The sequence below is a fragment of the Sphingomonas sp. P3_C6 genome (assembly GCF_056402595.1).
This window is the reverse complement of sequence record NZ_JBFUHB010000015.1, coordinates 86,339-112,773: the sequence shown is the minus strand read 5'-3', so window position 1 is coordinate 112,773 and position 26,435 is coordinate 86,339. Positions and strand designations below refer to the sequence as shown.

At 64.4% G+C, this 26,435-nt stretch carries 27 protein-coding genes; 10 read left to right on the top strand and 17 right to left on the bottom strand.

Annotated elements, in window-relative coordinates; translation table 11 throughout:
* Positions 1 to 366 precede the first annotated feature (366 nt).
* Both AC1DT7_RS15380 and AC1DT7_RS15375 read right to left on the bottom strand, forming a co-directional pair.
* The gene (locus AC1DT7_RS15380; RefSeq protein WP_478036902.1) at positions 367 to 1,734 is read right to left on the bottom strand and encodes a leucyl aminopeptidase family protein; all 1,368 of its coding nucleotides are present in this window, start codon (positions 1,732 to 1,734) and stop codon (positions 367 to 369) included.
* 5 nt (positions 1,735 to 1,739) lie between these two features.
* Positions 1,740 to 3,152, bottom strand: a complete 1,413-nt coding sequence (locus AC1DT7_RS15375; RefSeq protein ID WP_478036901.1) for a serine hydrolase domain-containing protein — start codon at positions 3,150 to 3,152, stop codon at positions 1,740 to 1,742.
* Between the two features lie 164 nt (positions 3,153 to 3,316).
* Between AC1DT7_RS15375 and AC1DT7_RS15370 the strand changes: the two genes are divergently transcribed.
* Complete coding sequence (locus tag AC1DT7_RS15370) at positions 3,317 to 4,174, top strand: dienelactone hydrolase family protein (protein ID WP_478036900.1); 858 nt, start codon at positions 3,317 to 3,319, stop codon at positions 4,172 to 4,174.
* Positions 4,175 to 4,201: 27 nt separating this feature from the next.
* Positions 4,202 to 4,987: a ceramidase domain-containing protein gene (locus AC1DT7_RS15365; protein ID WP_478036899.1), complete on the top strand. Its 786-nt coding sequence runs from the start codon at positions 4,202 to 4,204 to the stop codon at positions 4,985 to 4,987.
* 30 nt (positions 4,988 to 5,017) lie between these two features.
* Here AC1DT7_RS15365 and AC1DT7_RS15360 read toward each other — a convergent pair whose 3' ends face one another.
* Positions 5,018 to 5,359, bottom strand: a complete 342-nt coding sequence (locus AC1DT7_RS15360; protein ID WP_478036898.1) for a hypothetical protein — start codon at positions 5,357 to 5,359, stop codon at positions 5,018 to 5,020.
* A gap of 75 nt (positions 5,360 to 5,434) precedes the next feature.
* Entirely contained in the window at positions 5,435 to 6,763 is a 1,329-nt protein-coding gene (gene rimO / locus AC1DT7_RS15355; protein WP_478036897.1) for a 30S ribosomal protein S12 methylthiotransferase RimO, read from the bottom strand.
* Between rimO and AC1DT7_RS15350 the strand changes: the two genes are divergently transcribed.
* The 3 genes from AC1DT7_RS15350 to AC1DT7_RS15340 all read left to right on the top strand — a co-directional run bounded on the left by AC1DT7_RS15350 (position 6,762) and on the right by AC1DT7_RS15340 (position 8,988).
* On the top strand, positions 6,762 to 7,178 hold the full coding sequence (locus AC1DT7_RS15350; RefSeq protein ID WP_478036896.1) for a GIY-YIG nuclease family protein: 417 nt from the start codon (positions 6,762 to 6,764) through the stop codon (positions 7,176 to 7,178). The two genes, rimO and AC1DT7_RS15350, sit on opposite strands and share 2 nt — an antisense overlap.
* 122 nt (positions 7,179 to 7,300) lie before the next feature.
* The gene (locus tag AC1DT7_RS15345; RefSeq protein ID WP_478036895.1) at positions 7,301 to 7,795 is read left to right on the top strand and encodes a DOMON-like domain-containing protein; all 495 of its coding nucleotides are present in this window, start codon (positions 7,301 to 7,303) and stop codon (positions 7,793 to 7,795) included.
* On the top strand, positions 7,792 to 8,988 hold the full coding sequence (locus AC1DT7_RS15340) for an exo-beta-N-acetylmuramidase NamZ family protein (protein WP_478036894.1): 1,197 nt from the start codon (positions 7,792 to 7,794) through the stop codon (positions 8,986 to 8,988). Before AC1DT7_RS15345 ends, AC1DT7_RS15340 begins: the two co-directional genes overlap by 4 nt.
* Positions 8,989 to 9,027: 39 nt before the next feature.
* Here AC1DT7_RS15340 and AC1DT7_RS15335 read toward each other — a convergent pair whose 3' ends face one another.
* The 9 genes from AC1DT7_RS15335 to AC1DT7_RS15295 form a co-directional block, all read right to left on the bottom strand.
* Positions 9,028 to 9,717: an immunity protein Imm33 domain-containing protein gene (locus AC1DT7_RS15335; RefSeq protein ID WP_478036893.1), complete on the bottom strand. Its 690-nt coding sequence runs from the start codon at positions 9,715 to 9,717 to the stop codon at positions 9,028 to 9,030.
* The gene (locus tag AC1DT7_RS15330) at positions 9,714 to 10,892 is read right to left on the bottom strand and encodes a vWA domain-containing protein (RefSeq protein WP_478036892.1); all 1,179 of its coding nucleotides are present in this window, start codon (positions 10,890 to 10,892) and stop codon (positions 9,714 to 9,716) included. The genes AC1DT7_RS15335 and AC1DT7_RS15330 overlap by 4 nt, the downstream gene beginning before the upstream one ends.
* 55 nt (positions 10,893 to 10,947) lie before the next feature.
* The gene (locus AC1DT7_RS15325) at positions 10,948 to 11,508 is read right to left on the bottom strand and encodes a CHAP domain-containing protein (RefSeq protein ID WP_478036891.1); all 561 of its coding nucleotides are present in this window, start codon (positions 11,506 to 11,508) and stop codon (positions 10,948 to 10,950) included.
* Positions 11,509 to 11,718: 210 nt separating this feature from the next.
* Complete coding sequence (locus AC1DT7_RS15320; protein ID WP_478036890.1) at positions 11,719 to 12,573, bottom strand: AAA family ATPase; 855 nt, start codon at positions 12,571 to 12,573, stop codon at positions 11,719 to 11,721.
* Between the two features lie 83 nt (positions 12,574 to 12,656).
* The gene (locus AC1DT7_RS15315) at positions 12,657 to 13,322 is read right to left on the bottom strand and encodes a DUF6975 family protein (RefSeq protein ID WP_478036889.1); all 666 of its coding nucleotides are present in this window, start codon (positions 13,320 to 13,322) and stop codon (positions 12,657 to 12,659) included.
* 258 nt (positions 13,323 to 13,580) lie between these two features.
* Complete coding sequence (rpoD, locus tag AC1DT7_RS15310) at positions 13,581 to 15,608, bottom strand: RNA polymerase sigma factor RpoD (protein WP_478036888.1); 2,028 nt, start codon at positions 15,606 to 15,608, stop codon at positions 13,581 to 13,583.
* Positions 15,608 to 17,482, bottom strand: a complete 1,875-nt coding sequence (gene dnaG, locus AC1DT7_RS15305) for a DNA primase (RefSeq protein WP_478036887.1) — start codon at positions 17,480 to 17,482, stop codon at positions 15,608 to 15,610. The genes rpoD and dnaG overlap by 1 nt, the downstream gene beginning before the upstream one ends.
* Entirely contained in the window at positions 17,479 to 17,850 is a 372-nt protein-coding gene (locus tag AC1DT7_RS15300; protein ID WP_478036886.1) for a GIY-YIG nuclease family protein, read from the bottom strand. The genes dnaG and AC1DT7_RS15300 overlap by 4 nt, the downstream gene beginning before the upstream one ends.
* Before the next feature lie 189 nt (positions 17,851 to 18,039).
* Entirely contained in the window at positions 18,040 to 18,492 is a 453-nt protein-coding gene (locus AC1DT7_RS15295; protein ID WP_478036885.1) for a GatB/YqeY domain-containing protein, read from the bottom strand.
* A 128-nt stretch (positions 18,493 to 18,620) separates the two neighbouring features.
* Between AC1DT7_RS15295 and carA the strand changes: the two genes are divergently transcribed.
* The 5 genes from carA to AC1DT7_RS15270 all read left to right on the top strand — a co-directional run bounded on the left by carA (position 18,621) and on the right by AC1DT7_RS15270 (position 24,784).
* Positions 18,621 to 19,793, top strand: a complete 1,173-nt coding sequence (gene carA, locus AC1DT7_RS15290) for a glutamine-hydrolyzing carbamoyl-phosphate synthase small subunit (RefSeq protein WP_478036884.1) — start codon at positions 18,621 to 18,623, stop codon at positions 19,791 to 19,793.
* Entirely contained in the window at positions 19,790 to 20,152 is a 363-nt protein-coding gene (locus AC1DT7_RS15285; RefSeq protein ID WP_478036883.1) for a ribonuclease E inhibitor RraB, read from the top strand. Before carA ends, AC1DT7_RS15285 begins: the two co-directional genes overlap by 4 nt.
* 106 nt (positions 20,153 to 20,258) lie before the next feature.
* Positions 20,259 to 23,594 carry a carbamoyl-phosphate synthase large subunit gene (gene carB / locus AC1DT7_RS15280; protein ID WP_478036882.1) on the top strand — a complete coding sequence of 1,112 codons (3,336 nt, stop codon included), beginning with the start codon at positions 20,259 to 20,261 and terminating at the stop codon, positions 23,592 to 23,594.
* Positions 23,595 to 23,672: 78 nt separating this feature from the next.
* Complete coding sequence (gene greA, locus AC1DT7_RS15275; RefSeq protein ID WP_478036881.1) at positions 23,673 to 24,149, top strand: transcription elongation factor GreA; 477 nt, start codon at positions 23,673 to 23,675, stop codon at positions 24,147 to 24,149.
* A gap of 53 nt (positions 24,150 to 24,202) precedes the next feature.
* On the top strand, positions 24,203 to 24,784 hold the full coding sequence (locus tag AC1DT7_RS15270) for a rhomboid family intramembrane serine protease (protein ID WP_478036880.1): 582 nt from the start codon (positions 24,203 to 24,205) through the stop codon (positions 24,782 to 24,784).
* Positions 24,785 to 24,963: 179 nt separating this feature from the next.
* Here AC1DT7_RS15270 and AC1DT7_RS15265 read toward each other — a convergent pair whose 3' ends face one another.
* The 4 genes from AC1DT7_RS15265 to AC1DT7_RS15250 all read right to left on the bottom strand — a co-directional run bounded on the left by AC1DT7_RS15265 (position 24,964) and on the right by AC1DT7_RS15250 (position 26,425).
* Positions 24,964 to 25,194 (bottom strand): DUF4170 domain-containing protein, encoded by a 231-nt coding sequence (locus AC1DT7_RS15265; protein ID WP_478036879.1) that lies wholly within the window; start codon positions 25,192 to 25,194, stop codon positions 24,964 to 24,966.
* 81 nt (positions 25,195 to 25,275) lie between these two features.
* A complete protein-coding gene (locus AC1DT7_RS15260) occupies positions 25,276 to 25,695 on the bottom strand; it encodes a hypothetical protein (RefSeq protein WP_478036878.1) in 420 nt (139 codons plus the stop codon).
* On the bottom strand, positions 25,692 to 26,069 hold the full coding sequence (locus tag AC1DT7_RS15255; protein ID WP_478036877.1) for a DUF3618 domain-containing protein: 378 nt from the start codon (positions 26,067 to 26,069) through the stop codon (positions 25,692 to 25,694). The genes AC1DT7_RS15260 and AC1DT7_RS15255 overlap by 4 nt, the downstream gene beginning before the upstream one ends.
* On the bottom strand, positions 26,066 to 26,425 hold the full coding sequence (locus tag AC1DT7_RS15250; protein ID WP_478036876.1) for a phage holin family protein: 360 nt from the start codon (positions 26,423 to 26,425) through the stop codon (positions 26,066 to 26,068). Before AC1DT7_RS15250 ends, AC1DT7_RS15255 begins: the two co-directional genes overlap by 4 nt.
* Between the last annotated feature and the right edge of the window lie 10 nt (positions 26,426 to 26,435).

Genomic DNA, 26,435 nt, shown 5'->3' with positions numbered 1-26,435 from the left:
CGTCACGCGCGCGTTGCGCAAAAAACGCGTAATCCGCATCTCTCCAGCACGGCTCCCACCAAGCGAGCGTACCCGTACCCGCGCCGCGCCGGTGCCCACCAACCGACCCAGCAAAAACGCCCCCCTTTTTGAAGGCGCAGGTCCCCAAAACAGCCCAGCCCTGACTTCATCACTCGCCCTCCGATCAAACCCCTCAAGGGAATCAGATCGAACACCGAACCGCAAGATGTGTGAACGTCCTAGGGCGAAGGCCGGGGTCCAGTCGGGGGACGTCGCCGCGCAGGCGTTGCGCGTCGTCACGAAAGCCTGCCCAACTGGGCCCCGGCCTTCGCCGGGGAACAGGAAGGGGAAGGGGCGTCTGTCGCGTCAGCTATATTTCGCCTTCAGCATCGCCCAGGCGGCGCGGAGGCCGAGGGCGTCGCCGCCCTTGGGGCGGCCGGGCTTGGCGGACGGGCGCCAGGCGAAGGTGTCGAGATGCGCCCAGGGCGTTCCTTCCGGCACGAAGCGGCGCAGGAACAGGGCGGCGGTCACCGCGCCGGCATAGCCGCCATCGGGGGCGTTCACCATGTCGGCGATGTCGGACTTGAGCATCTCGTCATAGCCATCCCAGAGCGGCAGGCGCCATAACGGATCGTCCACGTCGCGTGCGGCGGCGAGCAGAGCGTCGGCCAGAGGTTCGTCATTGACGAACGTCGCCGGGAGATCGGGGCCGACCGCGACCCGGGCCGCACCGGTGAGCGTGGCGAAATCCACGATCAGTTCCGGCTTGTCCTCGCCGGCTCGGGTGAGGGCGTCGCCGAGGATCAGGCGGCCCTCGGCGTCCGTATTGGTGTTCTCGACCGTGAGGCACTTGCGGGTGCGGAGCACGTCGCCGGGACGGAAGGCGTTCCCGGCGATGGCGTTCTCGACCGCGGGGATCAGCAGGTGGAGCCGCACCTTTAGCCGCGCCGCCATGACCAGCCCGGCCAGCGCAAGCGCATGCGCCGCGCCGCCCATGTCCTTCTTCATCAGCCGCATGCCTGAGGACGGCTTGATGTCGAGCCCGCCCGAATCGAAGCACACACCCTTGCCGACCAGCGCGATGCGCGGGTTCTTCGGGTCGCCCCATTCAAGCTCGATCAGGCGCGGCTCGCGGCCCTTGGCGGCCGCCTGGCCGACCGCATGGACCATGGGATAGCCCTTCGCCAGCGCCTCGCCCTTGGTGACGTGAAGCGTGGCACCATGCGCCTCGGCCAGGGCGGCGACCTCGGCCTCGAGCTCGGCAGGGCCGAGGTCCGATGCGCCGATATTGACCAGGTCGCGCACCTTGTTGGTGGCGGCGGCGATGCGGGCGATCTCCTCGAACCGCGCCGGCTCGCCCGACAGCAGCACGCGCGGGCCTTCGCCTTCGGGCTTGCGATAGCGGTCGAAACGATACTGGCCGAGCACCCAGCCGAGCATCGCGGCGCCGGCGTCGCGCGATGGGCGATAGGTGCCTTCGGGCAGGGTCTCGGCGGCGCGGGCGAGGTCCCATGCGCCAAGCGACGCCTCCTTCACCACCAGCACGACCGACCATTCATCCGCTGCATCGCCGGGCAGGGTGGCGCTGCTGCCGGGCTTGCCGGTCAGCTTCTGCGCCGCGGCAGCGGCGCGGACGCGGGGCGGCTGCGCGCTCAGCCAGCTATCGAAGCCCGCCGCCTCGACGATCTCGATGGTGCGGGCGGGCTGGCCGCGATCGGCCTGGAGCAGTTTCATGGGCATCAGCGTTGCACCGGGGCAATGAGGAATTGTTCGATCTTGCCGCTCTGATCGGCATAGCTGCTGATCGTCAGGGCCTTGTTGGCATAGGTCACGCGGAAGGTGCGGCCGACAAAGCCGCCGCGCAGCCGCGCCCGGCCGGTCTGGGCGAAGACCAGCGGGTCGCCGAGCGGCGTCAGGCTGTCCCTGAAATCGGTGATGGTGAGCGGCGTGAAATAATAATTGGCGTTCTCGGTCAGCAGGCTTCGGTCGGGCCTGCCGTCGCGGAGCTGGTCGAACACCTGCCGCGCCTTGGCCAGCGCCGCGCTATCGGCGGGGTCGGCGGGCGGCGATGGGGCCGGGAGCAGGGTCTTGGCGAGCGCCTGGCCGATGGTGACGAAGGCATCGCTCGACCAGCTGTTGGTGAGCACGACGATCGCTGCCTTTTCATCCGGGAAGACGATGTTCTCGGACAGGAAGCCGACCGCCTCGCCGGTGTGTTCGATGAAGCGGCGGCCATTGGCGGCGCCGATCGAGACGCCGAGGCCGTAGCCGGTCGAGGTGCCGTCGTTGAGCTTGACCGGGGTTTCCTGGAGCATCCAGTCGTCGGGCTGGAGGATCTTGCGGTCGAGGCGGGCGACGTCCCATTTCGCCAGGTCGCCGGCGCTCATCGCCAGCTCGCCCGCGGCGAACAGCCAGCCATGGGCGGCGGGCGTCGCGACGCGCACCGGGCCCATCGCGGCGCGGCCATAGCCCTGGGGGAAACCCTTGCCGATCGCGAGGTCCTGATCATAGGCGGTGATGCCGAGCGGCTTGAACACGCGCAGCTTCAGGAAATCGAGCAGGGGCATGCCGGCGACCTTCTCGACGATCATGCCGGCGACGACATAGCCGGTGTTGGAATATTGCCACTGGGTGCCGGGGACGAAATCGAGCGGCTTCTTCGCCCAGCGATCGACGATGCCCTGGGGCGTGACCGGAGTGGCCATCGCCTTGAAGCTGTAATCCTGCGGCCAGTAATCCTGCAGGCCCGAGGTGTGGCTGAGCAGCTGGCGGATGCTGATCTTGTCGCCGTCGGTCACGTCGGGAATGTAATTGGCGACCTTGTCGTCGAGGCTGAGCTTGCCGTCGCGCGCGAGCAGCAGGATCGCGGCGGCAGTGAACTGCTTGGATACCGAGGCGATCTGGTATGGCGCCTCGTCGCGCGGAATACGCATCGTCTCGGACTGTTTGCCATAGGCCTTGGCAAAGACGATCTGGCCGCCACGCACCACCGCGATGGAGGCGGAGGGGACTTCGGTGGCGATCAGCGCGTCGTTGACGATCCGGTCGACCTGGGTGCGCTCTTCGGCGGTAAGTGCCTGGGAGAAGGCGGGTGTCGCGGCGAGCGTCGCGGTGAACAGGGCAACCGTGGTCAGCGTCGAGCGGATCAGCATCGTGGATCAGTCGCCATCAAGTGGGTGGGGCACCGTCTTTTCATCTTCGCGCGGCAAAGGGAAGGGGTCGGACATGACGAATGAGTCATATGCGCCACCGCCGCTCTTGACTCGAACCGCCCCCGCACGTCGAATGGCGCCGATACGAAATCGGGAGAGCCGGCATGTGTGACAGCGAGATCCATCAAGGCCTGGTCGAAACCTCTGAACTGTCCCGCCGGCAGTTCGTGATGGCTGGCGTGGCGGTTGCCGGGCTGGCGACCACCGCGCTTGCGGAAAATGTCGTCGAGACGGACGTGACGGTGAAGACGGCTGACGGCGAGGCCGATGCCGCACTCTTCTATCCCAAGGGCAAGGGGCCGTGGCCGGCGGTGCTGGTCTGGCCCGACATTCTCGGACTGCGGCCGGTGTTCCGCCAGATGGGGCGGCGCCTGGCGAACGAGGGCTATGTCGTGCTGGTGACGAACCCCTTTTACCGCAGCAAGAAAGCGCCGGTGGTCGATGGCGCGTTCGACTTCAACAAGCCGGACCAGCGCGCGCAGGTCATGGGTTTCCGTGCGGCGATGACCGATGCCGGCGTCGACAAGGATGCGACGGCCTATCTCGCTTTCCTCGATTTGCAGCCCCAGACCGACAAAAAGAAGAAGGTCGGCGTCCAGGGCTATTGCATGGGCGGGCCTTTGTCCTTCCGCACCGCCGCCGCGGTGCCGGGACGGATCGGCGCGGTAGGCAGCTTCCACGGTGGCGGGCTGGTCACGGCCGAGCCGTCGAGCCCGCATCTGCTGATCCCGAAGACAAAGGCTGCCTATCTGCTTGCCGTCGCACAGAATGACGATGCGCGGCAGCCCGAGGCGAAGGACGTGCTGAAAAAGGCCTTCGAGGCAGCCGGGCGCCCGGCAACGGTCGAGGTGTATCCGGCCGATCACGGATGGTGCGTGCCGGCCAGCCAGACCTACAACGAGGCTGCGGCCGAGAAGGCCTGGGGCGAGCTGCTCAAACTGTACAAGGCGAACCTGGCTTAGCTTCCCGTCTGTGACCCAGGGGGCGTGATGCAGCAGCCATGGCCGCGCCAGTTGGCGCTTGCGCTCGGGCTGACCGTGCTGGCGGGGTTCGGCACCGTCCTGCTACTGATGGCGTTCGGGCCTGACTGGAGCGTCTATGCGCCGGCGAGCTGCACGGCGACCCGGTGCTTCTGCGAGGTGCCGCGGATCGGGGCGCTGATCCTGCAGCCGGCCAATAGCTGGTCGTCGCTCGGGTTCGTCTTTGCCGGCTTCCTGATGATCGTGCTGGCGCGTGGGCCGGGCTGGCAATCGGCAATGACGCCGGTCGCTGCGACAGCATTCGGCGTCACCGCGATCATCGTCGGGCTGGGATCGGTGCTACTGCATGCGACTCTCACCCTGTGGGGCCAGTTCTTCGACGTGGTCGGCATGTATCTGGTCGGATCGTTCCTGCTGGTGAGCGCACTCGCCCGCTGGAGGGGCATTCCGGACCGGCACGCTGTGCAGCTTTATGCGCTGCTATGCGTGGCATTGGTCGCGGTGCTGATCGTCGCGCCCGAGGTGCGGCGCTGGCTGTTCGCGGTTGTGCTGATCCTCGCGATCCTGCTCGAGCTCGGTTTCGCCCGGCCGCGGCGGCCCGGTGTCAGGCTCCGCTTCTATCTGCTGGGTATCCTGGTCAACGCGATCGCCTTTGCGATCTGGAATCTCGATCAGCATGGGCTGGCCTGCTCGCCGTCGAGCCTGATCCAGGGGCACGCCGTGTGGCATCTGCTCGGCGCGGTCGCGATGTGGATGACCTTTGCCTATTTCCGCAGCGAGCGTTCCACAGGCTGAAACGAACTGAAGGAAAGCCGGACGAGGGGCCTATGAACTGCGCTTGGCGTGGCGGATCGCCTGCTTGCCGTTCTGCAACGTTCCGGGATTGCACTTCGCACCGTTGGCGCCCGTGGTCGCGCAATAGCTGCTGCCGGGGCCGACGCCGCTGACGGCTCCCGTCTCGTTGACGGCGATGGTGGAGGTGGCGAGGCTGGCGGCGCCATCGAAGCGGAAGATGCACTTGCCGCTCGACGATTTACGGCAGGTGAAAAGCGCGACGCCTTGCCCGCCATCGGTATCGACCGAATAGGAAAGCTCGTCGAACTGGGTAGGGCCGCAGGCGGTGAGGCCGGCTGCGAGCACCGCCATCAGGACTACGGCCTTCATCATTCTCACCCTCATGTCACCGACAAGGTTGAGTGTATTGCTATAGCAATACACGGTCAATGCACGTCGTGCGGTGGGTTATTGCAGCGGGACGCCGAACAGGTCGTGCTCGTCGGCATCCTCGATCTCGACCTGGACGATATCGCCCTGGCGGAGATGGCCTGCGTCGCGGAGATGGACCTCGCCGTCGATCTCCGGCGCATCAGCCTTTGAGCGGCCGGTCGCGCCGTCTCCTTCGACCGCGTCGATGATCACGTCGAGCGTGCGGCCGATCTTGGCTTCCAGCTTCTCGGCCGAGATGCGCGCGGTCAGTTCCATCAACCGGGCGTAGCGCTCTTCCTTGATCTCTTCGGGCACGGAGTTGGGCAGGGCGTTTGCCGCGGCGCCTTCGACGGGTTCGAAGCGGAAGGCGCCGACGCGGTCGAGCCGGGCTTCTTCGAGCCAATCCATCAGATATTTGAAATCATCCTCGGTCTCACCGGGGAAGCCGACGACGAAGGTCGAGCGGATGGCGATGTCGGGTTCGATCGCCCGCCAGTTCTTGATTCGCTCGAGCACCTTGGCCTCATTGGCCGGGCGACGCATCGCCTTCAGCACCGCGCGCGAGGCGTGCTGGAACGGGATGTCGAGATAGGGGAGCACCAGCCCCTCTGCCATCAGCGGAATGACCTGGTCGACATGCGGATAGGGATAGACATAATGCAGCCGCACCCAGGCACCGAGCTTGCCCAGCTCGCGCGACAGGTCGGTCATGTGCGCGCGCACTTCCTCGCCGTGCCACAGGCGCGGTTGATGCTTGATGTCGACGCCGTAAGCCGAGGTATCCTGGCTGATGACCAGCAGTTCCTTCGTGCCGGCCTCGATCAGCTTCTCCGCTTCGCGCAGGATCGCATCCGGGCGGCGGCTGACCAGATCGCCGCGCAGCGACGGGATGATGCAGAAGGAGCAGCGATGGTTGCAGCCCTCCGAGATCTTCAGATAGCTGTAGTGGCGCGGCGTGAGCTTCAGGCCGCTTTCGGGCACCAGGTTGAGGAAGGCGCTGGGTGGCATCGGGGCGGCTTCATGCACCGCGCCGACCACTTCCTCATATTGATGCGCGCCGGTGACGGCGAGCACATTGGGGAAGCGGGCGCGGATCGTCTCCGCTTCGTTGCCCATGCAGCCGGTGACGATCACCCGGCCATTCTCGGCAATGGCTTCGCCAATCGCTTCGAGGCTCTCTTCCTTGGCGGAATCGAGGAAGCCGCAGGTGTTGACGAGCACGACGTCCGCGCCGGCATAGTCGGGCGACATCGCATAACCGTCCGAGCGGAGCTTGGTCAGGATGCGTTCGCTATCGACCAGGTTCTTCGGACAGCCGAGCGAAACCATGCCGATTTTCGGCGGGGTGGGGAGGATCGTTGCCATGGGGAACGCGCCACATAGGCGCATTACGCGGGATTTTCCAGTCGTTGCCTTGCGGCGCGCGTTCAGCAACCTTTTGCCTTCCCCGGCGAAGGCTTGGGTCCAGTCGGAAGGCGGTAGTTTGGGCGGGAAGTTCTATGTCTACATCATGGCGAATCAGCGCAATGGCGCGATCTACATCGGCTCCACCAACGACCTGACCCGCCGCGCTTGGGAACATTGCAACGGTGTGATTGAGGGCTTCACGAAGAAATACGATTGCCGGCTATTGGTCTGGTACGAGGTGCACAGCGATCTTGAGTCGGCAAGAGTGCGAGAGGTTCGGATGAAGGAATGGAAGCGAGCGTGGAAGGTGCGCGAGATCGAGGGGTTGAACCCTGATTGGGACGATCTTTACGAGCGGATCGTTCAACCATGACCGACGTTCCAACTGGGCCCCGGCCTTCGCCGGGGAAGGAAGAAGGGGCGGGGAAGGAAGAAGGGGTGGGTGAAGACGACACGTTTATGCTCGTTCCCCGTCCCGATTGCCCGAGCCGTGCCGTGCGTTCGATCACCGTCACGACGCGACGGGACGGGGGAACGCTTCACCTGACCTACCGCGTGACCGGCGCGATCGGCGACGTGCTTTGGCCGGTGCCGTCGGAACCGGCCTTCACCGACGAACTCTGGCGGCATAGCTGCTTCGAGGCCTTTGTCGGCAAGCAGGGCACGCCGCGCTATGTCGAGCTCAACATCGCGCCATCGAGCCAATGGGCGGCTTATGACTTCGACGATCACCGGACGGGCATGCGGCGGGCCGATGGTGCAAGAGTGAGCGAGGTGGTGTGGCAGCCCAGACCGGACGTCGCGGAGCTTCGCGCGACTGCCGATCTGTCGGGACTGGCGGGGGCGGACTGGGATGTCGCGCTGACGACGGTGATCGAGGAACGCGACGGGACCAAATCCTTCTGGGCGCTCGCACATCCGGCGGGACCCGAGGATTTCCACGCCCGGGATTGCTTTACCGCGCGGCTCGCGGCACCGACCGCTTCATGAAATTCGGTATCGATCGCCTGCTCGCCGACCCCGCCCTGCGCAAGCCGCTGGAGGGGAAGCGGGTCGCCCTGCTCGCCCACCCGGCCTCGGTGACGGAGGACCTGACTCATTCGCTCGATGCGCTGGTGGCGAGCGGGCTGAACGTGACGGCGGTATTCGGGCCGCAGCATGGCGTGCGGGGTGACCTGCAGGACAATATGATGGAGTCGCCCGACTTCACCGACCCGACCTATGGCATGCCGGTGTTCAGCCTGTACGGCGAGGTTCGGCGGCCGACCGGCCAGTCGATGGGCACCTTCGACGTGATGCTGTTCGACCTGCAGGATCTTGGCTGCCGCATCTACACCTTCGTCACGACCTTGCTCTACGTGCTGGAAGCGGCGGCGGAGCATGGCAAATCGGTCTGGGTGCTCGACCGGCCCAACCCGGCGGGACGGCCCACCGAGGGGCTGACGCTGCTGCCTGGCTGGGAGAGTTTCGTCGGTGCCGGGCCGATGCCGATGCGCCACGGCATGACCCTGGGCGAACTCGGACGCTGGTTCGTCGCTCTCAAGGGACTCGATGTCGATTACCGGGTGATCGAGATGCAGGGCTGGGCACCCGAGGCTGCGCCGGGCTTCGGCTGGCCGGAAGAGCGGATCTGGATCAACCCGAGCCCGAACGCGCCAAACGTCAACATGGCGCGGGCCTATGCCGGCACGGTGATGCTGGAAGGCACGACTCTGTCGGAAGGGCGCGGCACCACGCGGCCGCTCGAACTGTTCGGCGCCCCCGATATCGATGCCCGGGCGGTGATCGCCGAGATGCAGCGGCTTGGGCCGGAATGGCTGAACGGGTGCGCGTTGCGTGACATCTGGTTCCAGCCGACCTTCCACAAGCACGTCGGAAAGCTTTGCAGCGGCGTGCATATCCATGCCGAAGGGCCATTTTACGACCATCACCTGTTCCAGCCGTGGCGGGTGCAGGCGCTGGGGTTCAAGGCGATCAGGCGCCTCTATCCCGATTACGACCTATGGCGCGATTTCCCGTATGAATATGAGTTCGGCAAGCTGGCGATCGATGTGATCAATGGCGGGCCGGGCCTGCGCGAATGGGTCGACGATGCGGCGGCGATGCCGGCCGATCTCGATGCCGTCGCTGATGTCGATGAGGCTGTATGGGCGGAAGCGCGGAAGCCATATTTGTTATATTGAACCTGTAGCATCCACGGGCAGAGCGAGGCATGCCTTTGCTTATTCGCCGCACAGCTCGAACATATCGCTCTCCCAGTTGCGGATGAAGGCGGTGCCAACCGGCTCATCGATCAGGTGCAGCCATGAATCGTCGTGGTTCAGTACCGATCCCAAGGCGATATACTCCGTCTCGCGATCGCCGAGTTCAGTGTCGTCGATGCCGCGATAGTCGCCTCTGATCCGCCAGCCGCTATCGGGATATCGATCGTCCGGGGTGATTTCGGGTTCTTCGCGGTAAAGATAATGGACCTTCATTCCGTCGTCGATCACGCAACGATCCACGAGACAGCGATCCCAATATTCGCTGCGACCCGTACGGGGAGGCGGCGGTGTCGTCCGCTCTTCGTCCCAGATCAGATCGATGACATCCGACCGTTTGAACTGGATGACATCCCCAGCCTTGAGCTGCGGCGTATCCGACGGATTATTGTCGAGTGCTCCCGTCAGTGAGTCGCCGTCGGCCGCCGTGATGTCGATCCACATTCGCTCCGCATCCCATAGTCGACCAGGCGGGATGGAGCGGAAGATGATCTTGGCCTGATCGCCGGGTTGCAACGCTAGCAATTCATTCTCGGACGGCAGGAAATAGGTATAGGGTGCGTTCTCCGCGATCGGACGGGGATCGTCGATCTCGTAGCGGCCGAAATATTTCCGCCACAGCCCGTCGAGTGCGTTGGGAAGCCGAATCATCGCTTGCGCGTCAGCTCCCGCATTGCATCGTCGAGGCCGCCCAGGCTCAGCGGGTACATGCGGTCGTTCATCAGCTCGCGGATGATGCGGACCGATTGCGAATAGCCCCATTGCTGCTCCGGCACCGGATTGAGCCAGATGGCGGCCGGGTAGGTGGTGGTCAGCCGGTGCATCCACACCGCGCCCGATTCCTCGTTGAAATGTTCGACCGAGCCGCCCGGATGGGTGATCTCATATGGGCTCATCGAGGCGTCGCCGACCAGCACCAGCTTATAATCATGGCCATATTTGTGCAGCACGTCCCATAATGGCGTGCGCTCGGTGAAGCGGCGGCGATTGTCCTTCCACACGCCCTCATACGGGCAATTGTGGAAATAGAAGAATTCGAGGTTCTTGAACTCGCTGGTCGCGGCCGAGAACAGTTCCTCGCAGAGCTTCACCCAGGGATCCATCGAGCCGCCGACATCGAGGAACAGCAGCAGCTTGACCGCATTGTGCCGCTCGGGCCGCATGACGACGTCGAGCCAGCCCTGGCGCGCAGTGCCGTCGATCGTCGCGTCGATGTCGAGTTCGTCCGCGGCGCCCTCGCGCGCGAAGCGGCGCAGGCGGCGCAGCGCGATCTTGATGTTGCGGGTGCCGAGTTCCCGGGTGTTGTCGAGATTCTTGAAGTCGCGCTGGTCCCACACTTTCAGCGCGCGCTTGTTCTTGCTCTCGCCGCCGATGCGGACTCCCTCGGGATTGTAGCCGCTATTGCCGTAAGGGCTGGTGCCGCCGGTCCCGATCCATTTGTTGCCGCCCTGGTGCCGGCCCTGCTGCTCCTCAAGCCGCTTCTGCAGCGTCTCCATGATCTCTTCCCAGGATCCGAGCGACTTGATCGCCTCCATTTCCTCGGGACTGAGATATTTCTCGGCGACGGCGCGGAGCCATTCCTCGGGAATGTCGGCATGCTGGGTGCCGAAGCTGGTGGCGATACCCTTGAACACCTTGGAGAAGACCTGGTCGAACCGGTCGAGCAGCCCCTCGTCCTTCACGTACACCGCGCGGGAGAGGTAATAGAAATCCTCGGGCGTGCGCTCGATCACGTCGCGGTCGAGCGCTTCGAGGAGGATCAGGTGCTCCTTCATGCTCGCCGGGATGCCGGCGGCGCGAAGCTCGTCGAGAAAGTTCAGGAACATGGTATGACGTTAGGCGCAGGGCGCGGAGGAAGTCGATGCTTTTCGTACGTCCGGATCAGCGAGCGTAGACGTCGATCATCGCGCCGACATAATCGGGATCGTCGCCGGTCAGTTCCGAGGCTGGGCGGGCCTTGGCGATCTGCCTCGCTTCGGGCGTGCCGTAGATGAAGCCATAGACCGGGTATGTCGTGGAACCGAGGCCCTCGCTGTCGCGGTACCAGACCTTCACATCGCTCCAGTCGTTGCGGGGGGAGACATCGGTCAGGGTCACGTCCTGCTCGGCATGGCCGCGTTCGCCGTTCTGGCGCGACCAGTTGGCATGGGTGACCATCACCACGCGCGGGGTGACGACCCGGCTGATCACCGCTACATGGCCAAGCGGCAGGCGGCCGGTCTTCGCAAAGACGATGACCGATCCGACACGAGGCTTGTCGCCACGCTTATATTTGCCGTCGGCCTGGTCCCACCAGGTCCAGGCGTCACCGTAGATCTGGATGCCGCTGGCAGCGCGCGCGAAAGGCACGCACTGGCCGACATAATCGAGCAGCGATGCCGCGCTGACGGGCGACGAGACACAGGCCGCCAGCAGAACGGCAATGGAAGAAAAGATACGCATACACGGGCACCTTGATGATGCCCCCCCAAAGCTTCCGTATCCGTTAGTGGTTTACATTGGGTAAATCATGTTTTGGTCGCGCGTCCAAGTTCGTCATGCTGAACTTGTTTCAGCATCCGGGCGCGGTGCCTCGCCTCAGGAGCGTCGCTCGTGTGACGACTGGCCGCGCATGGGCCCTGAAACGAGTTCAGGGTGACGGTAGTATCGAGGTCAGCCCTTGTTCGCCTGGCGCTTGGCCATGAAGGCGAGGCGTTCGAACAGCATCACGTCCTGCTCGTTCTTGAGCAGCGCCCCATGGAGAGGGGGGATTGCCTTGGTGGGGTCGCGGTTCTGCAGGACCTCCAACGGCATTTCCTCGTGGAGGAGCAGCTTCAGCCAGTCGAGCAGTTCGCTGGTCGAGGGCTTCTTCTTCAGGCCCGGCACGTCGCGGACGTCGTAGAAGATGTCCATCGCCTTCGACACCAGTAGCTTCTGGATGCCGGGGAAATGCACGTCCACGATCGCCTGCATCGTCTCGCGATCGGGGAATTTGATATAGTGGAAGAAGCAGCGGCGCAGGAAGGCGTCGGGCAGTTCCTTCTCGTTGTTCGACGTGATGACCACGATCGGGCGCTCGACCGCGCGGACCGTCTCCTTCGTCTCGTAGACATGGAATTCCATGCGATCGAGCTCCTGGAGCAGATCGTTCGGGAATTCGATATCGGCCTTGTCGATCTCGTCGATCAGCAGGACCGGCACTTCGGGGGCAGTGAACGCCTCCCACAATTTGCCGCGGCGGATATAGTTGGAGATATCGTGCACCCGCTCGTCGCCGAGCTGGCCGTCGCGCAGCCGGGCGACCGCGTCATATTCGTACAGGCCCTGCTGCGCCTTGGTCGTCGACTTGACGTTCCATTCGATCAGCGGCGCGCCGACCGCCTTGGCGATCTCATAGGCGAGGACGGTCTTGCCGGTGCCGGGTTCGCCTTTGACGAGCAGCGGGCGGCGCAGGGTGACGGCGGCGTTGACCGCGACCTTCAGGTCATCGGTCGCGACATAGCTTTGGGTACCTTCGAAGCGCTTCATCCAGCCGTCCAATCCCGTTTCGAATATCGGGTTTGGGATAGAGGGGTTTTGCGCCCCAAGGCAAGCCAGTGTTTGCTTGTCGGTTACTGGTGGTTGCGGGCGCTCGCCCGGGCTTCGAGCAGGTCCCACAGGCCGCGATGCTGGGCCAGGATCTGCTGTGCGCCAAAGGCCATGGCCCGCTCGATCGCCGGCGTCTCGGCAAGCGCGGAGACGAGCGAGGCAGTCTCCATCTCATCCGGCAGCGTCGATACGGGCGGTTCCACGCCGAAGCGGCGCGCAGCGGCATCGAGCATCACGCGGACCGCCGACCAATCGAGCACCAGCGCGATCGCCGCGCCGGTCGCGCAACCGGTACGATCCGACTGGGCAAGCATGTCGAGCGCGTGGCGCTGCCCCGCCACGGCTGCTTCCGACTCGGCCTGGCCGGGGGTCGAGGGCAGGGGGCCGGCCGCCGCGGTGAGGTGCGCGAGATAGGAGCGTTCCTCGGTGAAGGCCGCTGCGGCGCTTTCCAGCCAGTCCTGTGCCGCGGCCTGATGACTATGCACGACGGCATGATCGATCACGCCGGGATGGCGGCCATGGAGCCAGCACAGGGCATGCACTGCGTCCGTCAGGTCGCGCACGGCGACGTTCAGGCCCGATAGGGCGTGCGGCAGCGGATGAGTCGCGGTCCCGTCCACCGACGCCAGCGTGGCGATGGTGCCCCAGCTGCCCCCAATGCGCTGACCAAGTGCCGAATCGAAAGCCATGACCCCCCGGGGTTTCTGTTTGAAGCGCCGGCCAATCCGGGCGCGGTTTCCTCAATAAGGCCATGGGATATACCGAAGGGCGTAAAGACGTGGTTTAAATGCCATTAAGCCTGACTCAACCACGCGCTTCGTCGCATCATTCCGCTATATTCCGGTCGGCCCACCCTGCTGGCAAGGAGCCAAGTCCCTGGCGCGGATACAAAAACGCCCCGAAACCATGTCCGGGGCGTTTTGCGAGAGAAAGAACCGTTTCCGGGCTTACTGGTCGAGGAAGCTGCGCATCTTGCGGCTGCGCGACGGATGCTTGAGCTTGCGCAGCGCCTTCGCCTCGATCTGGCGGATACGCTCGCGCGTCACCGAGAATTGCTGGCCGACTTCCTCCAGCGTGTGATCGGTGTTCATGCCGATGCCGAAGCGCATGCGCAGCACGCGCTCCTCACGCGGGGTGAGCGAGGCAAGGACGCGGGTGACCGTTTCCTTGAGATTCGCCTGGATCGCGGCATCGACGGGGATGACGGCGTTCTTGTCCTCGATGAAGTCGCCGAGATGCGAATCCTCCTCGTCGCCGATCGGCGTTTCGAGGGAGATCGGCTCCTTGGCGATCTTCATCACCTTGCGGACCTTTTCGAGCGGCATCGACAGGCGCTCGGCCATTTCCTCGGGCGTGGGCTCGCGGCCCTGCTCGTGGAGGAACTGGCGGCTGGTCCGCACCAGCTTGTTGATCGTCTCGATCATATGGACCGGGATACGGATCGTGCGGGCCTGGTCAGCGATCGACCGGGTGATCGCCTGACGAATCCACCAGGTGGCATAGGTCGAGAATTTGTAGCCGCGGCGATATTCGAACTTATCCACCGCCTTCATCAGGCCGATATTGCCCTCCTGGATGAGATCCAGGAACTGCAGGCCGCGGTTCGTGTATTTCTTCGCGATCGAGATAACGAGGCGCAAGTTTGCCTCGACCATCTCCTTCTTCGCGATACGCGCCTCGCGCTCGCCCTTCTGCACCATGTTGACGATGCGACGGAACTCACCGAGCGACATGCCGGTCGCCTGGCTGATCTCCGAAATCTCGATGCGGATACGGTCGGCGCCGTCGCTCTCGTTCGTGACGAAGGCGGTCCATTTCTTGTCGAGCTTCGCGACGCTGGGCAGGAACTGCTCGTCCAGCTCATGGCCGATATAGCGGTCGAGGAAGTCCTTGCGCGGCACCTTGTGACGCTCGGCAAGGCGCAGCATCTGGCCGCCAAGCGCGGTCAGGCGCCGGTTGAAGGCATAGAGCTGATCGACGAGATATTCGATCTTCGCATTGTGGAACTGGACGCTCTCGACCTCGGCGGTGAGGTCCTCGCGCAGCTTCTGGTACTTGCGCTCGTCGGCATTCGTCAGCTCGCCGCCCGCGCCCATCGCATCGAGGCGCTGCTGCTGCATCTTCGAGAATTTCTTGTAGATCGCCGTGATGTTGGCGAACCGCTCGAGCGCCTGCGGCTTGAGCTGCTCTTCCATCTGGGCGAGGCTGAGGGTGTTGTCCTCCTCCTCGTCGTCCGACTGACGGGGCGTGCGACGCTCCGTCATCGAATCCTCGTCCTCGTCGGCAGCAGCCTCTTCAGGCTCTTCCTCTTCCTTGAAGGACGGGCCGGCGGTCTTTTCCGAGATTTCGCCCGAACCTTCGGCGTCCTCGTCGGTCAGCGACTCGGGGGCAGGATCCTTCGAAAGCATCGCGTCGAGATCGAGGATCTCGCGCAGCTGCATCGTGCCTTCGTTCAGCGCGGTCGACCAGTCGATGATCGCGTTGAAGGTGATCGGGCTCTCGCAAAGGCCCAGGATCATCGTATCGCGGCCTGCCTCGATACGCTTGGCGATGGCGATCTCGCCCTCGCGGCTGAGCAACTCGACCGCGCCCATCTCGCGCAGATACATGCGCACCGGATCGTCGGTGCGATCGATGATCTCTTTCTTCTTGGTCTCGAGCGCAGGCGCGCTTTCCTCCGACGAATCGACCGATTCGACCTCGTCCTCGGGCTGATCGTCGTCGCCATCCTCGCCGGCTTCGTCATTCTCGACGATGTTGATGCCCATCTCGTTCAGCGCCGACATGACGTCCTCGAGCTGGTCAGACGACATCTGATCCTGCGGCAACGCCTCGTTGAGCTGGTCCACCGTGATGTAGCCACGCTTCTTCGCACGCGCGACGAGCTTCTTGATCGACGCATCGTTCAAGTCGATCAGCGGCGCATCGCTGTTTTCGGTCGTGTCAGCGACGTCCGCCATTTCCGTCTTCGCCATTAATTTCCCTCGGCACTAAAAGCTCTGGCGTCTTCGTTCGCTTGCACGAGATTTGCAAGTCGTGCGTCGAGCGCCTGTTGTTCCTTCACCAGCGAAACCTGCCGTTCAAAGGCTTCGTCCGAATAACGCGCCATGAGCGCCGCCGTTGCTTCCGCCAGTGCCGCATCCACTTCTGGCCGCGCCACCAATATGGCGATGGCTTCGTCCAGGTCCTCCCTCGCTCTCGCGGGTTCGGCACCTTTCAGCGTGAACGACCACGAAATCTGGTCGGCCCGTAGCAGATTGCTGGCGATGTTATCGAATCCTGATTTCGCCAATATGGTGAGCAAGCTCTCGCTATCAAGCGCCTGATCTTCAACGGCGACGTCCACCACCGCCTCGAACAGTCGCCCGAGCGCCCCATCGGCCAGTTTCAGCGAGCCGAGAACCTCCATGTGACGGGCGATCTCGGCCGGGTGGCGGATCAGGCCGGCAAGGACGGCTTTCGCCAGGATCGGGTCGATTCCCCTGGTGCGCACGCCCTTCGCGGCCTCGGTGACGGGCGGGTCGGGCGGTTTCCACTTCTCGCCCGGCTTGCGCCTCGCCGTCTGTTGCTGGGGACGAAAGGGTTCGCGGGTGCGGGTGTAGAGATCGCTGAAACGGCGACGGAATTCGGCCTGATATTCGAAACTGACATTTTTGTCGGTGATCGACTGGGCAAGCTCGTTGAGCCGCATCTTGAGCCCGGCCTTTTGTTCGGGCGTGTCGAGCGGTTCGGCCGCCAGCTCATGCGCCCAGAGTCGGTCGACCAGCGGCTGACGCGCGCCAAGGAGCTGTTCGAAGGCGCCCGGCCCCTTGGCGCGGACGAGATCGTCCGGGTCCATGCCGTCGGGCAGGGTGACGAAGGCGAGGCTGCGGCCTGGCTCGAGCATCGGCAAGGCGCGGGTCGCGGCGCGCATCGAGGCCTTCTGTCCGGCGGAATCACCGTCGAAGCAAAGGATCGGCACGTCGCTGAGACGCCAGAGCCGTTCGAGCTGGGCTTCGGTCAGCGCGGTGCCTAGCGGTGCGACCGCCTCGCCGAAGCCGGCCTGGGCGAGGGCGATGACGTCCATATAGCCCTCGACCACCAGCACACGGCCCGTCTTGCGGGATGCCGGGGCCGCGCGATCGAGATTGTAGAGCGTGCGGCCCTTGTCGAAGAGCGGCGTCTCCGGCGAGTTGAGATATTTCGGCTCGCCGTCGCCGATAATGCGCCCGCCGAAGGCGATGGTACGGCCGCGCGGATCGCGGATCGGGATCATCAGCCGGCCGCGGAACCGGTCATAGGGATCCTTGCCGTCGACGGAGATCAGCAGGCCGGTCTCGACCAGCATCGGGTTGCCGTATTCCTTGAGCGCCTCCTTCAGCTTGCCGCGCGAATCGGGGGCGAAGCCGAGGCCGAATTCCCGTGCCGTCTCCGCCCGGATGCCGCGGCGTTCGAGGATGCCGCGTGCTTCGCCGCCACCGATCCCGTTGAGCTGGTCGGTGAACCAGGCGGCTGCGTCGGCACAGGCCTCATGCAAGCCCCTGGCACGCTCTGCGCGTTCGGCCGACTGGCGGTCCATCGCCGGCATCTCCATGCCGGCGGTCTGGGCAAGCTCTTTGACCGCATCCATGAAGGGCAGGCCGCGCTGGTCGGTCATCCAGCGGATCGCATCGCCATGCGCGCCGCAGCCGAAGCAGTGATAAAAGGCCTTGTCGTCGTTGACGTAGAAGCTGGGCGACTTCTCGTTATGGAAGGGACAGCAGGCCCGAAACTCGCGGCCAGCTTTCTGGAGCTTGGTGGTGCGGCCGATCAGCGACGACAGCAGGGTGCGTGCGCGGAGCTCGTCGAGGAACTGGGGGGAGAGGCTCATTGACGAGAGTCCTCGTCTGAGGAACTCACTACCCCGTTCGTTTCGAGCGAAGTCGAGAAACCTTGTGGCACGGGACGTTCGTTTCTTTCCTTGGGCGGCTTTGCGAGATGCGACACCATCGACCAGTCGCCTGCGATCAGCGCTTCTTTTTTGCCACGTGACCAGCCGCCGACGATTCGTTCGGCCTCAAGCGCCTCGACGCGTGACGGAAAGGCCTCTGACCAGACCAGCTCGACAGGCAGGCGGCGCGACGTGAAGTCGCAGTATCCGCCAGCCTGGTGCTGGCCGACACGGCGTTCCAGATCGTCGGTATGGCCGGTGTAGAATTTGCCGTCGGCGCAGCGCAATATATAAGCCCAGAACGCCATAAGCGACTTGTGCCTCACTCCCACCATTCGTGTCGAGCGTCGTCGAGACGCATTGGCGACGCGCTTGGTCCGGTTTCTCGACTTCGCTCGAAACGAACGGGGAAGAGAGGCGCTCCTAGCTAAACTCCCGCAAGCGGGAGGGGAGGCGCAGAGTCACTGCTTTCGTGATCTCCGCCMGCGCCAGCCACGTTACGCCAGCGCCGCCTTTACCAGTCCGCTCGCCTTGCTCATGTCCAGACTCTGCGCATGGCGCGCCTTCAGTTCTGCCATCACCCGGCCCATGTCCTTCATGCCGGATGCGCCCAGATCGGCCTTTATCGTCTCGATCGCGGCGGCGGTCTCGGCTTCGCTCATCTGCTGCGGCAGGAACGTCTCGATCACCGCGACTTCGGCGCTTTCTGCATCGGCGAGTTCCTGACGGTTGCCCTTTACGAACATCTCGATCGATTCGCGGCGCTGCTTGACCATCTTTTGCAGCACCTCGACCACCAAAGTGTCGTCGTCATCAGGCGCCTTGCCGGTGCGGGCTTCGATATCGCGGTTCTTGATCGCGGACTGGATCAGGCGGATGGTGGCGGTGCCTTGCTTGTCGCCGCCCTTCATGGCGGTGATGAGCGCGGCCTTGATGTCGTCGCGAATCATTGTCGGTCCTTTTCGGTAATCCACACAGATAGCGCGGCGGCGGAATCTTTAACAGATTGACGCTCCGGCCTGCGAGGCTTAGCGACCGCCGCTTAGCGACATCGAAACCTGAAGGAGTGCCCGCCACGATGGCCGACGCCAAACCCGTAACTGCGCCCGAAGGAGCCACGGGAGTCCTCGTGCTCGCCAATGGGGACATTGCGTGGGGGCGCGGATTCGGCGCTGAGGGCGAGGCCGTGGGGGAGGTCTGCTTCCACACCGCGATGACCGGATATCAGGAGGTTATGACTGATCCGTCCTTTGCCGGACAGATCATCACCTTCACTTTCCCGCATATCGGCAATGTCGGCGCGAACCCCGAGGATATCGAGGCGAACGACCCGCATGCGCTCGGCATCATCGTCCGTGAGGATGTGACCGCGCCGTCCAACTTCCGCTCGGTCGAGCGGCTGGACGAGTGGATGAAGCGACATGACCGAATCGGCCTTTCCGGCATCGATACCCGCGCGCTGACCCGTCGTATCCGCACCGGCGGCGCGCCCAACGGCGTGATCTCGCACCGCGCCGACGGCCAGTTCGACATTCCGCTGCTGCTGGAGATGGCCAGGGCATGGCCTGGGCTTGAGGGCATGGACCTCGCCATCTCGGTCACCACCGAGACGCATTATGGCTGGGAAGGCGGCATCTGGCGGCTCGGCTTCGGTTACGGCGCCGGGGGCAGCGAGGACACGCGGCCGCATGTCGTCGCGATCGATTACGGCGCCAAGCGCAACATCTACCGCAATCTGGTCAAGGCAGGCGCCAAGGTCAGCGTGCTGCCGGCGACCGCGACCTTCGATCAGGTCATGGCGCTGAAGCCGGACGGCATCTTCCTGTCGAACGGCCCGGGCGATCCGGCTGCGACCGGCGATTATGCGGTGCCGGTGATCCAGCAACTGCTCGAGACGCGCATCCCGCTGTTCGGCATCTGCCTGGGCCATCAGTTGCTCGGCCTCGCGGTAGGCGCGGAGACCACCAAGATGTTCCAGGGCCATCGCGGCGCGAACCATCCGGTCAAGCGGCTGAGCGACGGCGCGGTCGAGATCACCAGCATGAACCACGGCTTCGCAGTTCTGAGCGAGACCCTGCCGGCGACGGCGCGCGAGACGCATGTGTCGCTGTTCGACGGCTCCAATGCCGGCTTCGAGCTGACCGACCGGCCCGCGTTCAGCGTGCAATATCATCCCGAGGCGAGCCCAGGCCCGCAGGACAGCCTGTATCTGTTCGAGAAGTTCGTCAGCTCCCTGGAGAAAGCGGCATGAGCCTCCCCGAAGTCGACCAGACCCGGTTCGAGCAGGAATGGCTCGGCGACCAGGACGTGCTTGCGCGGCTCGCCGAGGGTGGCGACCGGCCGGAGCTCGAGCGGCTGGTCGACGTCAGCTTCGCCGGTGAAGAGGACGCGCTTGACCAGTTGGCGGACGAAGCCGGGCAGTTCGGCTTTTCGGTGATCGAGCGCGAAGAGAATGAGGATGGCGGCATCTCGCTGTTCCTCGCGCGCCATCAGAAGGCCGACGCTGAATCGATCAAGGCGCTGACCCTGCAATGCCTGCAGATCGAGATTCTCTACGACGTCGAATATGAGGGCTGGGGCTGCGCCGCCGAAACCGGGCCGACGCATTGAGCTTCCTCCCAGCGGCCATGGTAAGCGAAAGCAGCGCGCAGGCGTTGGCTTTTGAGCCGAGGCCTACCGATATAACCGCAGAATTCTCGAAAGACCGGCCGCAATAATGCCAAAACGCACCGACATCTCCTCCATCCTCGTCATTGGCGCTGGTCCGATCGTCATCGGCCAGGCGTGCGAGTTCGATTATTCCGGCACGCAGGCGATCAAGGCGCTGCGCGAGGAGGGGTACCGCATCGTCCTGGTCAATTCGAACCCGGCGACGATCATGACCGATCCCGAGCTTGCCGATGCGACCTATGTCGAGCCGATCACGCCCGAGATCGTCGCCAAGATCATCGAGAAGGAGCGTCCCGACGCCGTCCTGCCGACGATGGGCGGGCAGACCGCGCTCAACACCGCGCTGGCGCTGTTCAACGACGGCACGCTGGAGAAATACGGCGTCCAGATGATCGGCGCCGATGCCGAGGCGATCGACAAGGCCGAGGACCGGCTGAAGTTCCGCGACGCGATGGACAAGATCGGGCTGGAATCGGCCCGCTCCGCCATTGCCCATACGCTGGAAGAGGCAGTGGAAGGGCTGAAGACCACTGGCCTGCCGGCGATCATCCGCCCGAGCTTCACCATGGGCGGATCGGGCGGCGGCATCGCCTATAACCGCACCGAGTTCGAGGAGATCGTGCGCAAGGGCCTGGACGCGTCACCCACCACCGAGGTGCTGATCGAGGAATCGCTGCTCGGCTGGAAAGAATATGAGATGGAGGTCGTGCGGGACCGCAACGACAATTGCATCATCATCTGCTCGATCGAGAATGTCGATCCGATGGGCGTCCACACGGGCGATTCCATCACTGTCGCGCCGGCCCTGACGCTGACCGACAAGGAATATCAGATCATGCGCAACGCGAGCATCGCGGTGCTGCGCGAGATCGGCGTCGAGACGGGCGGGTCGAACGTCCAGTTCGCGGTGAATCCGAAGGACGGCCGCCTGGTCGTGATCGAGATGAACCCGCGCGTCTCGCGCTCGTCGGCGCTTGCCTCCAAGGCGACGGGTTTCCCAATCGCCAAGGTCGCGGCCAAGCTGGCGGTGGGCTACACGCTCGACGAGATCATCAACGACATCACCGGTGCCACTCCGGCGTCGTTCGAGCCGACGATCGATTACGTCGTCACCAAGATCCCGCGCTTCGCTTTCGAGAAGTTCAAGGGCGCCGAGCCGATCCTGTCGACCGCGATGAAGTCGGTTGGCGAGGTGATGGCGATCGGCCGCAACATCCATGAATCGATGCAGAAGGCGCTGCGCGGTCTCGAGACGGGCCTGAGCGGCTTCAACCAGGTCGATGCGCTGGTCGGCGCACCGCGCGACGAGATCGAGGCCGCACTGGCCCGCGCCACCCCAGACCGGCTGCTGGTCGCGGCGCAGGCGCTGCGCGAAGGCTTCACCGTCGCCGAGGTCCATGCGATCGCCAAGTACGATCCGTGGTTCCTGGAGCGGATCGCCGAGATCATCGCGGCCGAGGAAGAAGTGTGCCGCGGCGGTCTGCCGCAGGATGCGGCCGGCATGCGCCGCCTGAAATCGATGGGCTTCAGCGACAAGCGTCTTGCCTGGCTCGCGCTCAAATCCGCCAATCTGCACGGCGGCATGGACCGCGGCATCGCGCGCGGGTCGGGCCTGATCCATGACGCCGTGGTCGCGATGACCGGCGGCATCACCGAGGATGAGGTGCGCAAGCTCCGCCACAAGCTGGGCGTGCGGCCCGTGTTCAAGCGGATCGACACCTGCGCCGCCGAGTTCGAGGCGAAGACGCCCTATATGTACTCGTCCTATGAGGCGCCCAGCTTCGGCGAGCCCGAGAATGAGGCCATGCCGTCGGACCGCCGCAAGATCGTCATCCTTGGCGGCGGGCCGAACCGGATCGGGCAGGGCATCGAGTTCGACTATTGCTGCTGCCATGCCTGCTTCGCGCTGGCGGATGCGGGCTATGAGACGATCATGGTCAACTGCAACCCGGAGACGGTGTCGACCGATTACGACACGTCGGACCGGCTTTATTTCGAGCCGTTGACCGCCGAGGACGTGCTTGAAATCCTGCATGTCGAGCAGCAGAACGGCACCCTAGTGGGCGTGATCGTCCAGTTCGGCGGCCAGACCCCGCTCAACCTGGCGCATGCGCTGGAACAGGCCGGCATCCCGATCCTGGGCACCAGCCCCGACGCGATCGACCTGGCCGAGGATCGCGAGCGTTTCGCCGCGCTGATCACCAAGCTTGGCCTGCTCCAGCCGGCCAACGGCATCGCGCGTAGCCGCGACGAGGCGATCAAGGTCGCCGAGCGGATCGGCTATCCGGTGCTGATGCGCCCGAGCTACGTCCTTGGCGGCCGCGCGATGGAGATCGTCGACGGGCCGGCGCAGCTCGACGATTATATCCAGACGGCGGTGCAGGTGTCGGGCGACTCGCCCGTGCTGATCGACCAGTATCTGCGCGACGCGATCGAGGTCGACGTCGACGCGATCTCCGACGGCACCGATGTAACGGTCGCTGGCGTGCTCCAGCATATCGAGGAAGCCGGCGTCCATTCGGGCGACAGCGCCTGCTCGATCCCGCCTTACAGCCTGTCGGACGAGATCATCGCCGAGATCGAGCGCCAGACGACCCTGCTCGCCAGGGCATTGTCGGTGGTCGGGCTGATGAACATCCAGTTCGCGGTGAAGGACGGCCAGGTCTACCTCATCGAGGTCAATCCGCGCGCCAGCCGCACGGTGCCGTTCGTCGCCAAGGCGATCGGCGCGCCGATCGCGAAGATCGCGGCGCGGGTGATGGCGGGCGAGAAGCTTGCCGACCTGCCCAAGATCGACCGGGCGATCGATTATGTCGCGGTGAAGGAAGCGGTGTTCCCGTTCAACCGTTTCCCCGGCGTCGATCCGGTGCTCTCCCCTGAAATGAAGTCCACCGGCGAAGTGATGGGGATCGATCGCGATTTCGTCACGGCCTTCGCCAAGTCCCAGCTCGGGGCGAGCAACGTGCTGCCCAAATCGGGTAGCCTGTTCGTCAGCGTGAAGGACAGCGACAAGCCGGTGGTCCTGCCGGGCGTGAAACTGCTTGCGGAAAATGGCTTCGCCATCGTCGCGACCGGCGGCACGGCGGATTATCTGTCGGCACACGGCGTTCTGGTGGAGCGCGTCAACAAGGTGGCGCAGGGGCGGCCGCATATCGTAGACCTGATCAAGGACGGCGGGATCGACCTGATCTTCAACACCACCGAAGGCTGGCAGTCGCTCAAGGACTCGCAACCGATCCGTGCCTCGGCGCTGAATCAGAAGATTCCCTATTACACCACGGCACCGGCCAGTGACGCCGCAGCACAGGCTATCGTGGCACTTGCCACACACAGTCTTGAAGTACGGCCTTTGCAATCCTATTATTCGCACTCGCACAAATAATTCCCACATGAGAAAAAACGTGCGGCGGGTCCGTGAAGGGCCGGCTTGAAGTGATTTTTTGACGAAGGACCTAAAGGGATGGCGACCGTCGACAAGATGCCGATGCTGCAGGAGGGCTATGAAAAGCTCAATGCGGACCTGAAGCGCCTTAAAGCCGAGCGTCCGACCATCGTCGACGCGATCGAGGAAGCACGCGCTCATGGCGATCTTTCCGAAAACGCTGAATATCATGCCGCCAAGGAGCGGCAGGGGCAGATCGAGGCATCGATCTCCGACATCGAGGACAAGCTGTCCCGGGCGCAGGTGATCGACCCGCGCGACCTGTCGGGCGACAAGGTCGTGTTCGGGGCGACCGTCACCCTGCTCGACGAGGACGACAAGCCCGTCCGTTACCAGATCGTCGGCCAGACCGAGGCTGATGCCAAGGGTGGGCGCATCTCGTACAATTCGCCGATGGGCCGCGCGCTGATCGGGCGCCGGGTCGATGACGAAGTCGAAGTGACGGTGCCGTCGGGCGACCGTTATTACGTCGTCTCGAAGATCGAATTCATCTGAACGGAATCAATCTTCCGCGGGGCCGATTTACCGACGCGCTGGTTGCGCTGTCGGTGTTTGCTGCCCTGTTCGTGACTGCCGCGATCGGGCTCGGTCGCGCGGCGATCCTGTTCGGCTTCATTCCGTCCTATTTCCTGGCGGGCGGCTGGAGCGACGATCCGGTCCGTTCATGGCTCTCGCCGCTCGCCTCGGCCTTCCTCGCGCACGACGTTATCTCCGCGGTGTTCAACATGGTCTTCCTGTTGATCGCGGGGCGCTATGTCGAAAAGGCGATCGGGCCGGTCGGGCTGGGGGTGGTGTTCGTCCTCGGCGCCTATGGCGGCGCGCTGGCACGGCTGATCCTGACGCCCGGATCGCCGATCCCCAGCGCGGGGCTGGACGCGTCGGTCTTCGCGATCATCGGTGCCTATTTCATGCTGTATGGCGTGCCGAGCACCATTCCGGTCGCGCGTCACCACAATCGCCTGACCCAGATCGCGATTCTCGCCGGCGTCTGGCTGGCGATCCAGATCGTCTTTGCGGTCATCGCGCAAAGCTTCGAGGTCTCGGTGACGATCGTCGAACCGATCGGCGGGCTGCTCGCCGGCGTTGCGCTGGCGAAGCCGCTGCTGGCTTGGAATTATCGCAAGGCGTAGTGCCGGGTACTGGCGTTAAACGTTGACCCACACCGTCCGTTCGCCCTGAGCTTGTCGAAGGGCTGTTCTTTCTTCGTTACAAGAGAAGCGCAGTGCTTCGATAAGCTCAGCCCGAACGGGAGGGGATATCCCAGGTCGGTGAGGTCATTCTGTGCCCAGCCGGACAATACCCCAACCAATCAGGCCTTGGGCGTGCCCAGCATATCGGGTTGCAGCAGACGGTGCAGGTGCACCACCACGAACTTCATCTCGGCATCATCGACGGTGCGCTGCGCTGCGGCGCGCCACGCTTTTTCGGCGCTGGCATAATCCGGATAGATGCCGACGACCTCGATCGAGTCGAGGTCGTCGAAGTCGAGATGCTGCGGATCGCTGACGCGGCCGCCGAAGACGAGATGGAGCTTGCTCATGGATGTTGCTTCCAAAGGGAGGAGTCGCCTCGTCCTTAGAACGTCAATTCCATGAGGTGAACCGCCTGATACGGCTTTTTGTTACTTGCTCGAGGCCTTGGCCGCCGCTGCCGATCCGGCGCTGGACAGCGCCCTGACCACGCCGTCGAGCAGCTTGCCGACCTGGTCGCGCGCTGCATTCCTGTTCAGGCCGAGGGAGTCGAGCTCGGCCTTGCCGGCATCCTTGGCTGCCTGTGCGGCACCAGCGGCAGTGTCGTTGATCCGTTTGCCGATCGGCCCGAGCAGTTTGCCCTCCTGCTCGGTGCGCGGGATCACGGTACCGGCGAGCACGCCGATCGCAACGCCGCCAACCAATATGGCGAGCGGATTCGCCTCGATGCCCTGGGCGGTGCGACGCACTGCCTCGCGTGCGGTATCGCGCGTTGTCTCGATGGCCTTTTCCGCGGCGGTCCGGGGGGTGGACTTGGCGTTTGCGGGCTTGTCGGTGGTGGGGGCGTTCATTCGGAGGGTCCTTTCCGTCGGGCACGCGCCCGTTGGGGTTTCAAACTCGCAGGGAGCTCGGGAGTTTCATCGGGATCGCCCTCGATGAAGTGCCTGATCGGCCTGCGGGCCATGAACAGGCCGATCGCCGCGGCGGCGCCGGCCAGGGTGACGGGGTGGCGTTTCAGACTGTCCAGCCCATCGCGCGCGATCTCCTGTGCTGCTTCCTTCAATTCCCCGACCGCCTCGCGCGCAAGCGCCTTCGGGTTGAGCCGGGCCTGGAGATCGACGAGCGTCGCGGCTAGCCGTGCCCGGGCGGCCTCGGCCCGCACCTTGGCCAGGGGAAGATCAGCCGCGTCGTCGATCGCCTCGGGCAGGTTCCTGGAAGTGCTCACTCGGGTTTTTCCGACATGTTGGTGATCTTGCGCACCTTGGCCATGGCGAGGCGGACGAGCAGCGCCGCGATGCCAAGCGAGAGCACCACGACGAGGATCGTCGCCCCGACCTCGCCCAGCGGGCGGCGCAGGATGAGCAACAGGCCGAGGACGGTCGCGATCATCGCCGACTGGGCGAGCAGCAACGCCACCACGCCAAGGATGATCGCCGTCCGCGCCTCGCCGACCCGGCTGAGGAACTGGGCGCGGTACAGCCTGATCTCCGCGCGAACGAACCGCTCGGCATCGTCGATCAGGCGTGAGAACAGGGCCGCAATGCTGTTGCCGTCATGCTCTTCCGGTGGTTGATCGGCCATGTTTCCCCCG

Excerpts from the sequence above, each read along its gene's own strand:
- AC1DT7_RS15380 (WP_478036902.1), bottom strand. The coding sequence starts at position 1,734 with ATGAAACTGCTCCAGGCCGATCGCGGCCAGCCCGCCCGCACCATCGAG.
- AC1DT7_RS15375 (WP_478036901.1), bottom strand. The coding sequence starts at position 3,152 with ATGCTGATCCGCTCGACGCTGACCACGGTTGCCCTGTTCACCGCGACG.
- AC1DT7_RS15370 (WP_478036900.1), top strand. The coding sequence starts at position 3,317 with ATGTGTGACAGCGAGATCCATCAAGGCCTGGTCGAAACCTCTGAACTG.
- AC1DT7_RS15365 (WP_478036899.1), top strand. The coding sequence starts at position 4,202 with ATGCAGCAGCCATGGCCGCGCCAGTTGGCGCTTGCGCTCGGGCTGACC.
- AC1DT7_RS15360 (WP_478036898.1), bottom strand. The coding sequence starts at position 5,359 with ATGATGAAGGCCGTAGTCCTGATGGCGGTGCTCGCAGCCGGCCTCACC.
- AC1DT7_RS15350 (WP_478036896.1), top strand. The coding sequence starts at position 6,762 with ATGGGGAACGCGCCACATAGGCGCATTACGCGGGATTTTCCAGTCGTT.
- rimO (WP_478036897.1), bottom strand. The coding sequence starts at position 6,763 with ATGGCAACGATCCTCCCCACCCCGCCGAAAATCGGCATGGTTTCGCTC.
- AC1DT7_RS15340 (WP_478036894.1), top strand. The coding sequence starts at position 7,792 with ATGAAATTCGGTATCGATCGCCTGCTCGCCGACCCCGCCCTGCGCAAG.
- AC1DT7_RS15335 (WP_478036893.1), bottom strand. The coding sequence starts at position 9,717 with ATGATTCGGCTTCCCAACGCACTCGACGGGCTGTGGCGGAAATATTTC.
- AC1DT7_RS15330 (WP_478036892.1), bottom strand. The coding sequence starts at position 10,892 with ATGTTCCTGAACTTTCTCGACGAGCTTCGCGCCGCCGGCATCCCGGCG.
- AC1DT7_RS15325 (WP_478036891.1), bottom strand. The coding sequence starts at position 11,508 with ATGCGTATCTTTTCTTCCATTGCCGTTCTGCTGGCGGCCTGTGTCTCG.
- AC1DT7_RS15320 (WP_478036890.1), bottom strand. The coding sequence starts at position 12,573 with ATGAAGCGCTTCGAAGGTACCCAAAGCTATGTCGCGACCGATGACCTG.
- AC1DT7_RS15315 (WP_478036889.1), bottom strand. The coding sequence starts at position 13,322 with ATGGCTTTCGATTCGGCACTTGGTCAGCGCATTGGGGGCAGCTGGGGC.
- rpoD (WP_478036888.1), bottom strand. The coding sequence starts at position 15,608 with ATGGCGAAGACGGAAATGGCGGACGTCGCTGACACGACCGAAAACAGC.
- dnaG (WP_478036887.1), bottom strand. The coding sequence starts at position 17,482 with ATGAGCCTCTCCCCCCAGTTCCTCGACGAGCTCCGCGCACGCACCCTG.
- AC1DT7_RS15300 (WP_478036886.1), bottom strand. The coding sequence starts at position 17,850 with ATGGCGTTCTGGGCTTATATATTGCGCTGCGCCGACGGCAAATTCTAC.
- AC1DT7_RS15295 (WP_478036885.1), bottom strand. The coding sequence starts at position 18,492 with ATGATTCGCGACGACATCAAGGCCGCGCTCATCACCGCCATGAAGGGC.
- carA (WP_478036884.1), top strand. The coding sequence starts at position 18,621 with ATGGCCGACGCCAAACCCGTAACTGCGCCCGAAGGAGCCACGGGAGTC.
- AC1DT7_RS15285 (WP_478036883.1), top strand. The coding sequence starts at position 19,790 with ATGAGCCTCCCCGAAGTCGACCAGACCCGGTTCGAGCAGGAATGGCTC.
- carB (WP_478036882.1), top strand. The coding sequence starts at position 20,259 with ATGCCAAAACGCACCGACATCTCCTCCATCCTCGTCATTGGCGCTGGT.
- greA (WP_478036881.1), top strand. The coding sequence starts at position 23,673 with ATGGCGACCGTCGACAAGATGCCGATGCTGCAGGAGGGCTATGAAAAG.
- AC1DT7_RS15265 (WP_478036879.1), bottom strand. The coding sequence starts at position 25,194 with ATGAGCAAGCTCCATCTCGTCTTCGGCGGCCGCGTCAGCGATCCGCAG.
- AC1DT7_RS15260 (WP_478036878.1), bottom strand. The coding sequence starts at position 25,695 with ATGAACGCCCCCACCACCGACAAGCCCGCAAACGCCAAGTCCACCCCC.
- AC1DT7_RS15250 (WP_478036876.1), bottom strand. The coding sequence starts at position 26,425 with ATGGCCGATCAACCACCGGAAGAGCATGACGGCAACAGCATTGCGGCC.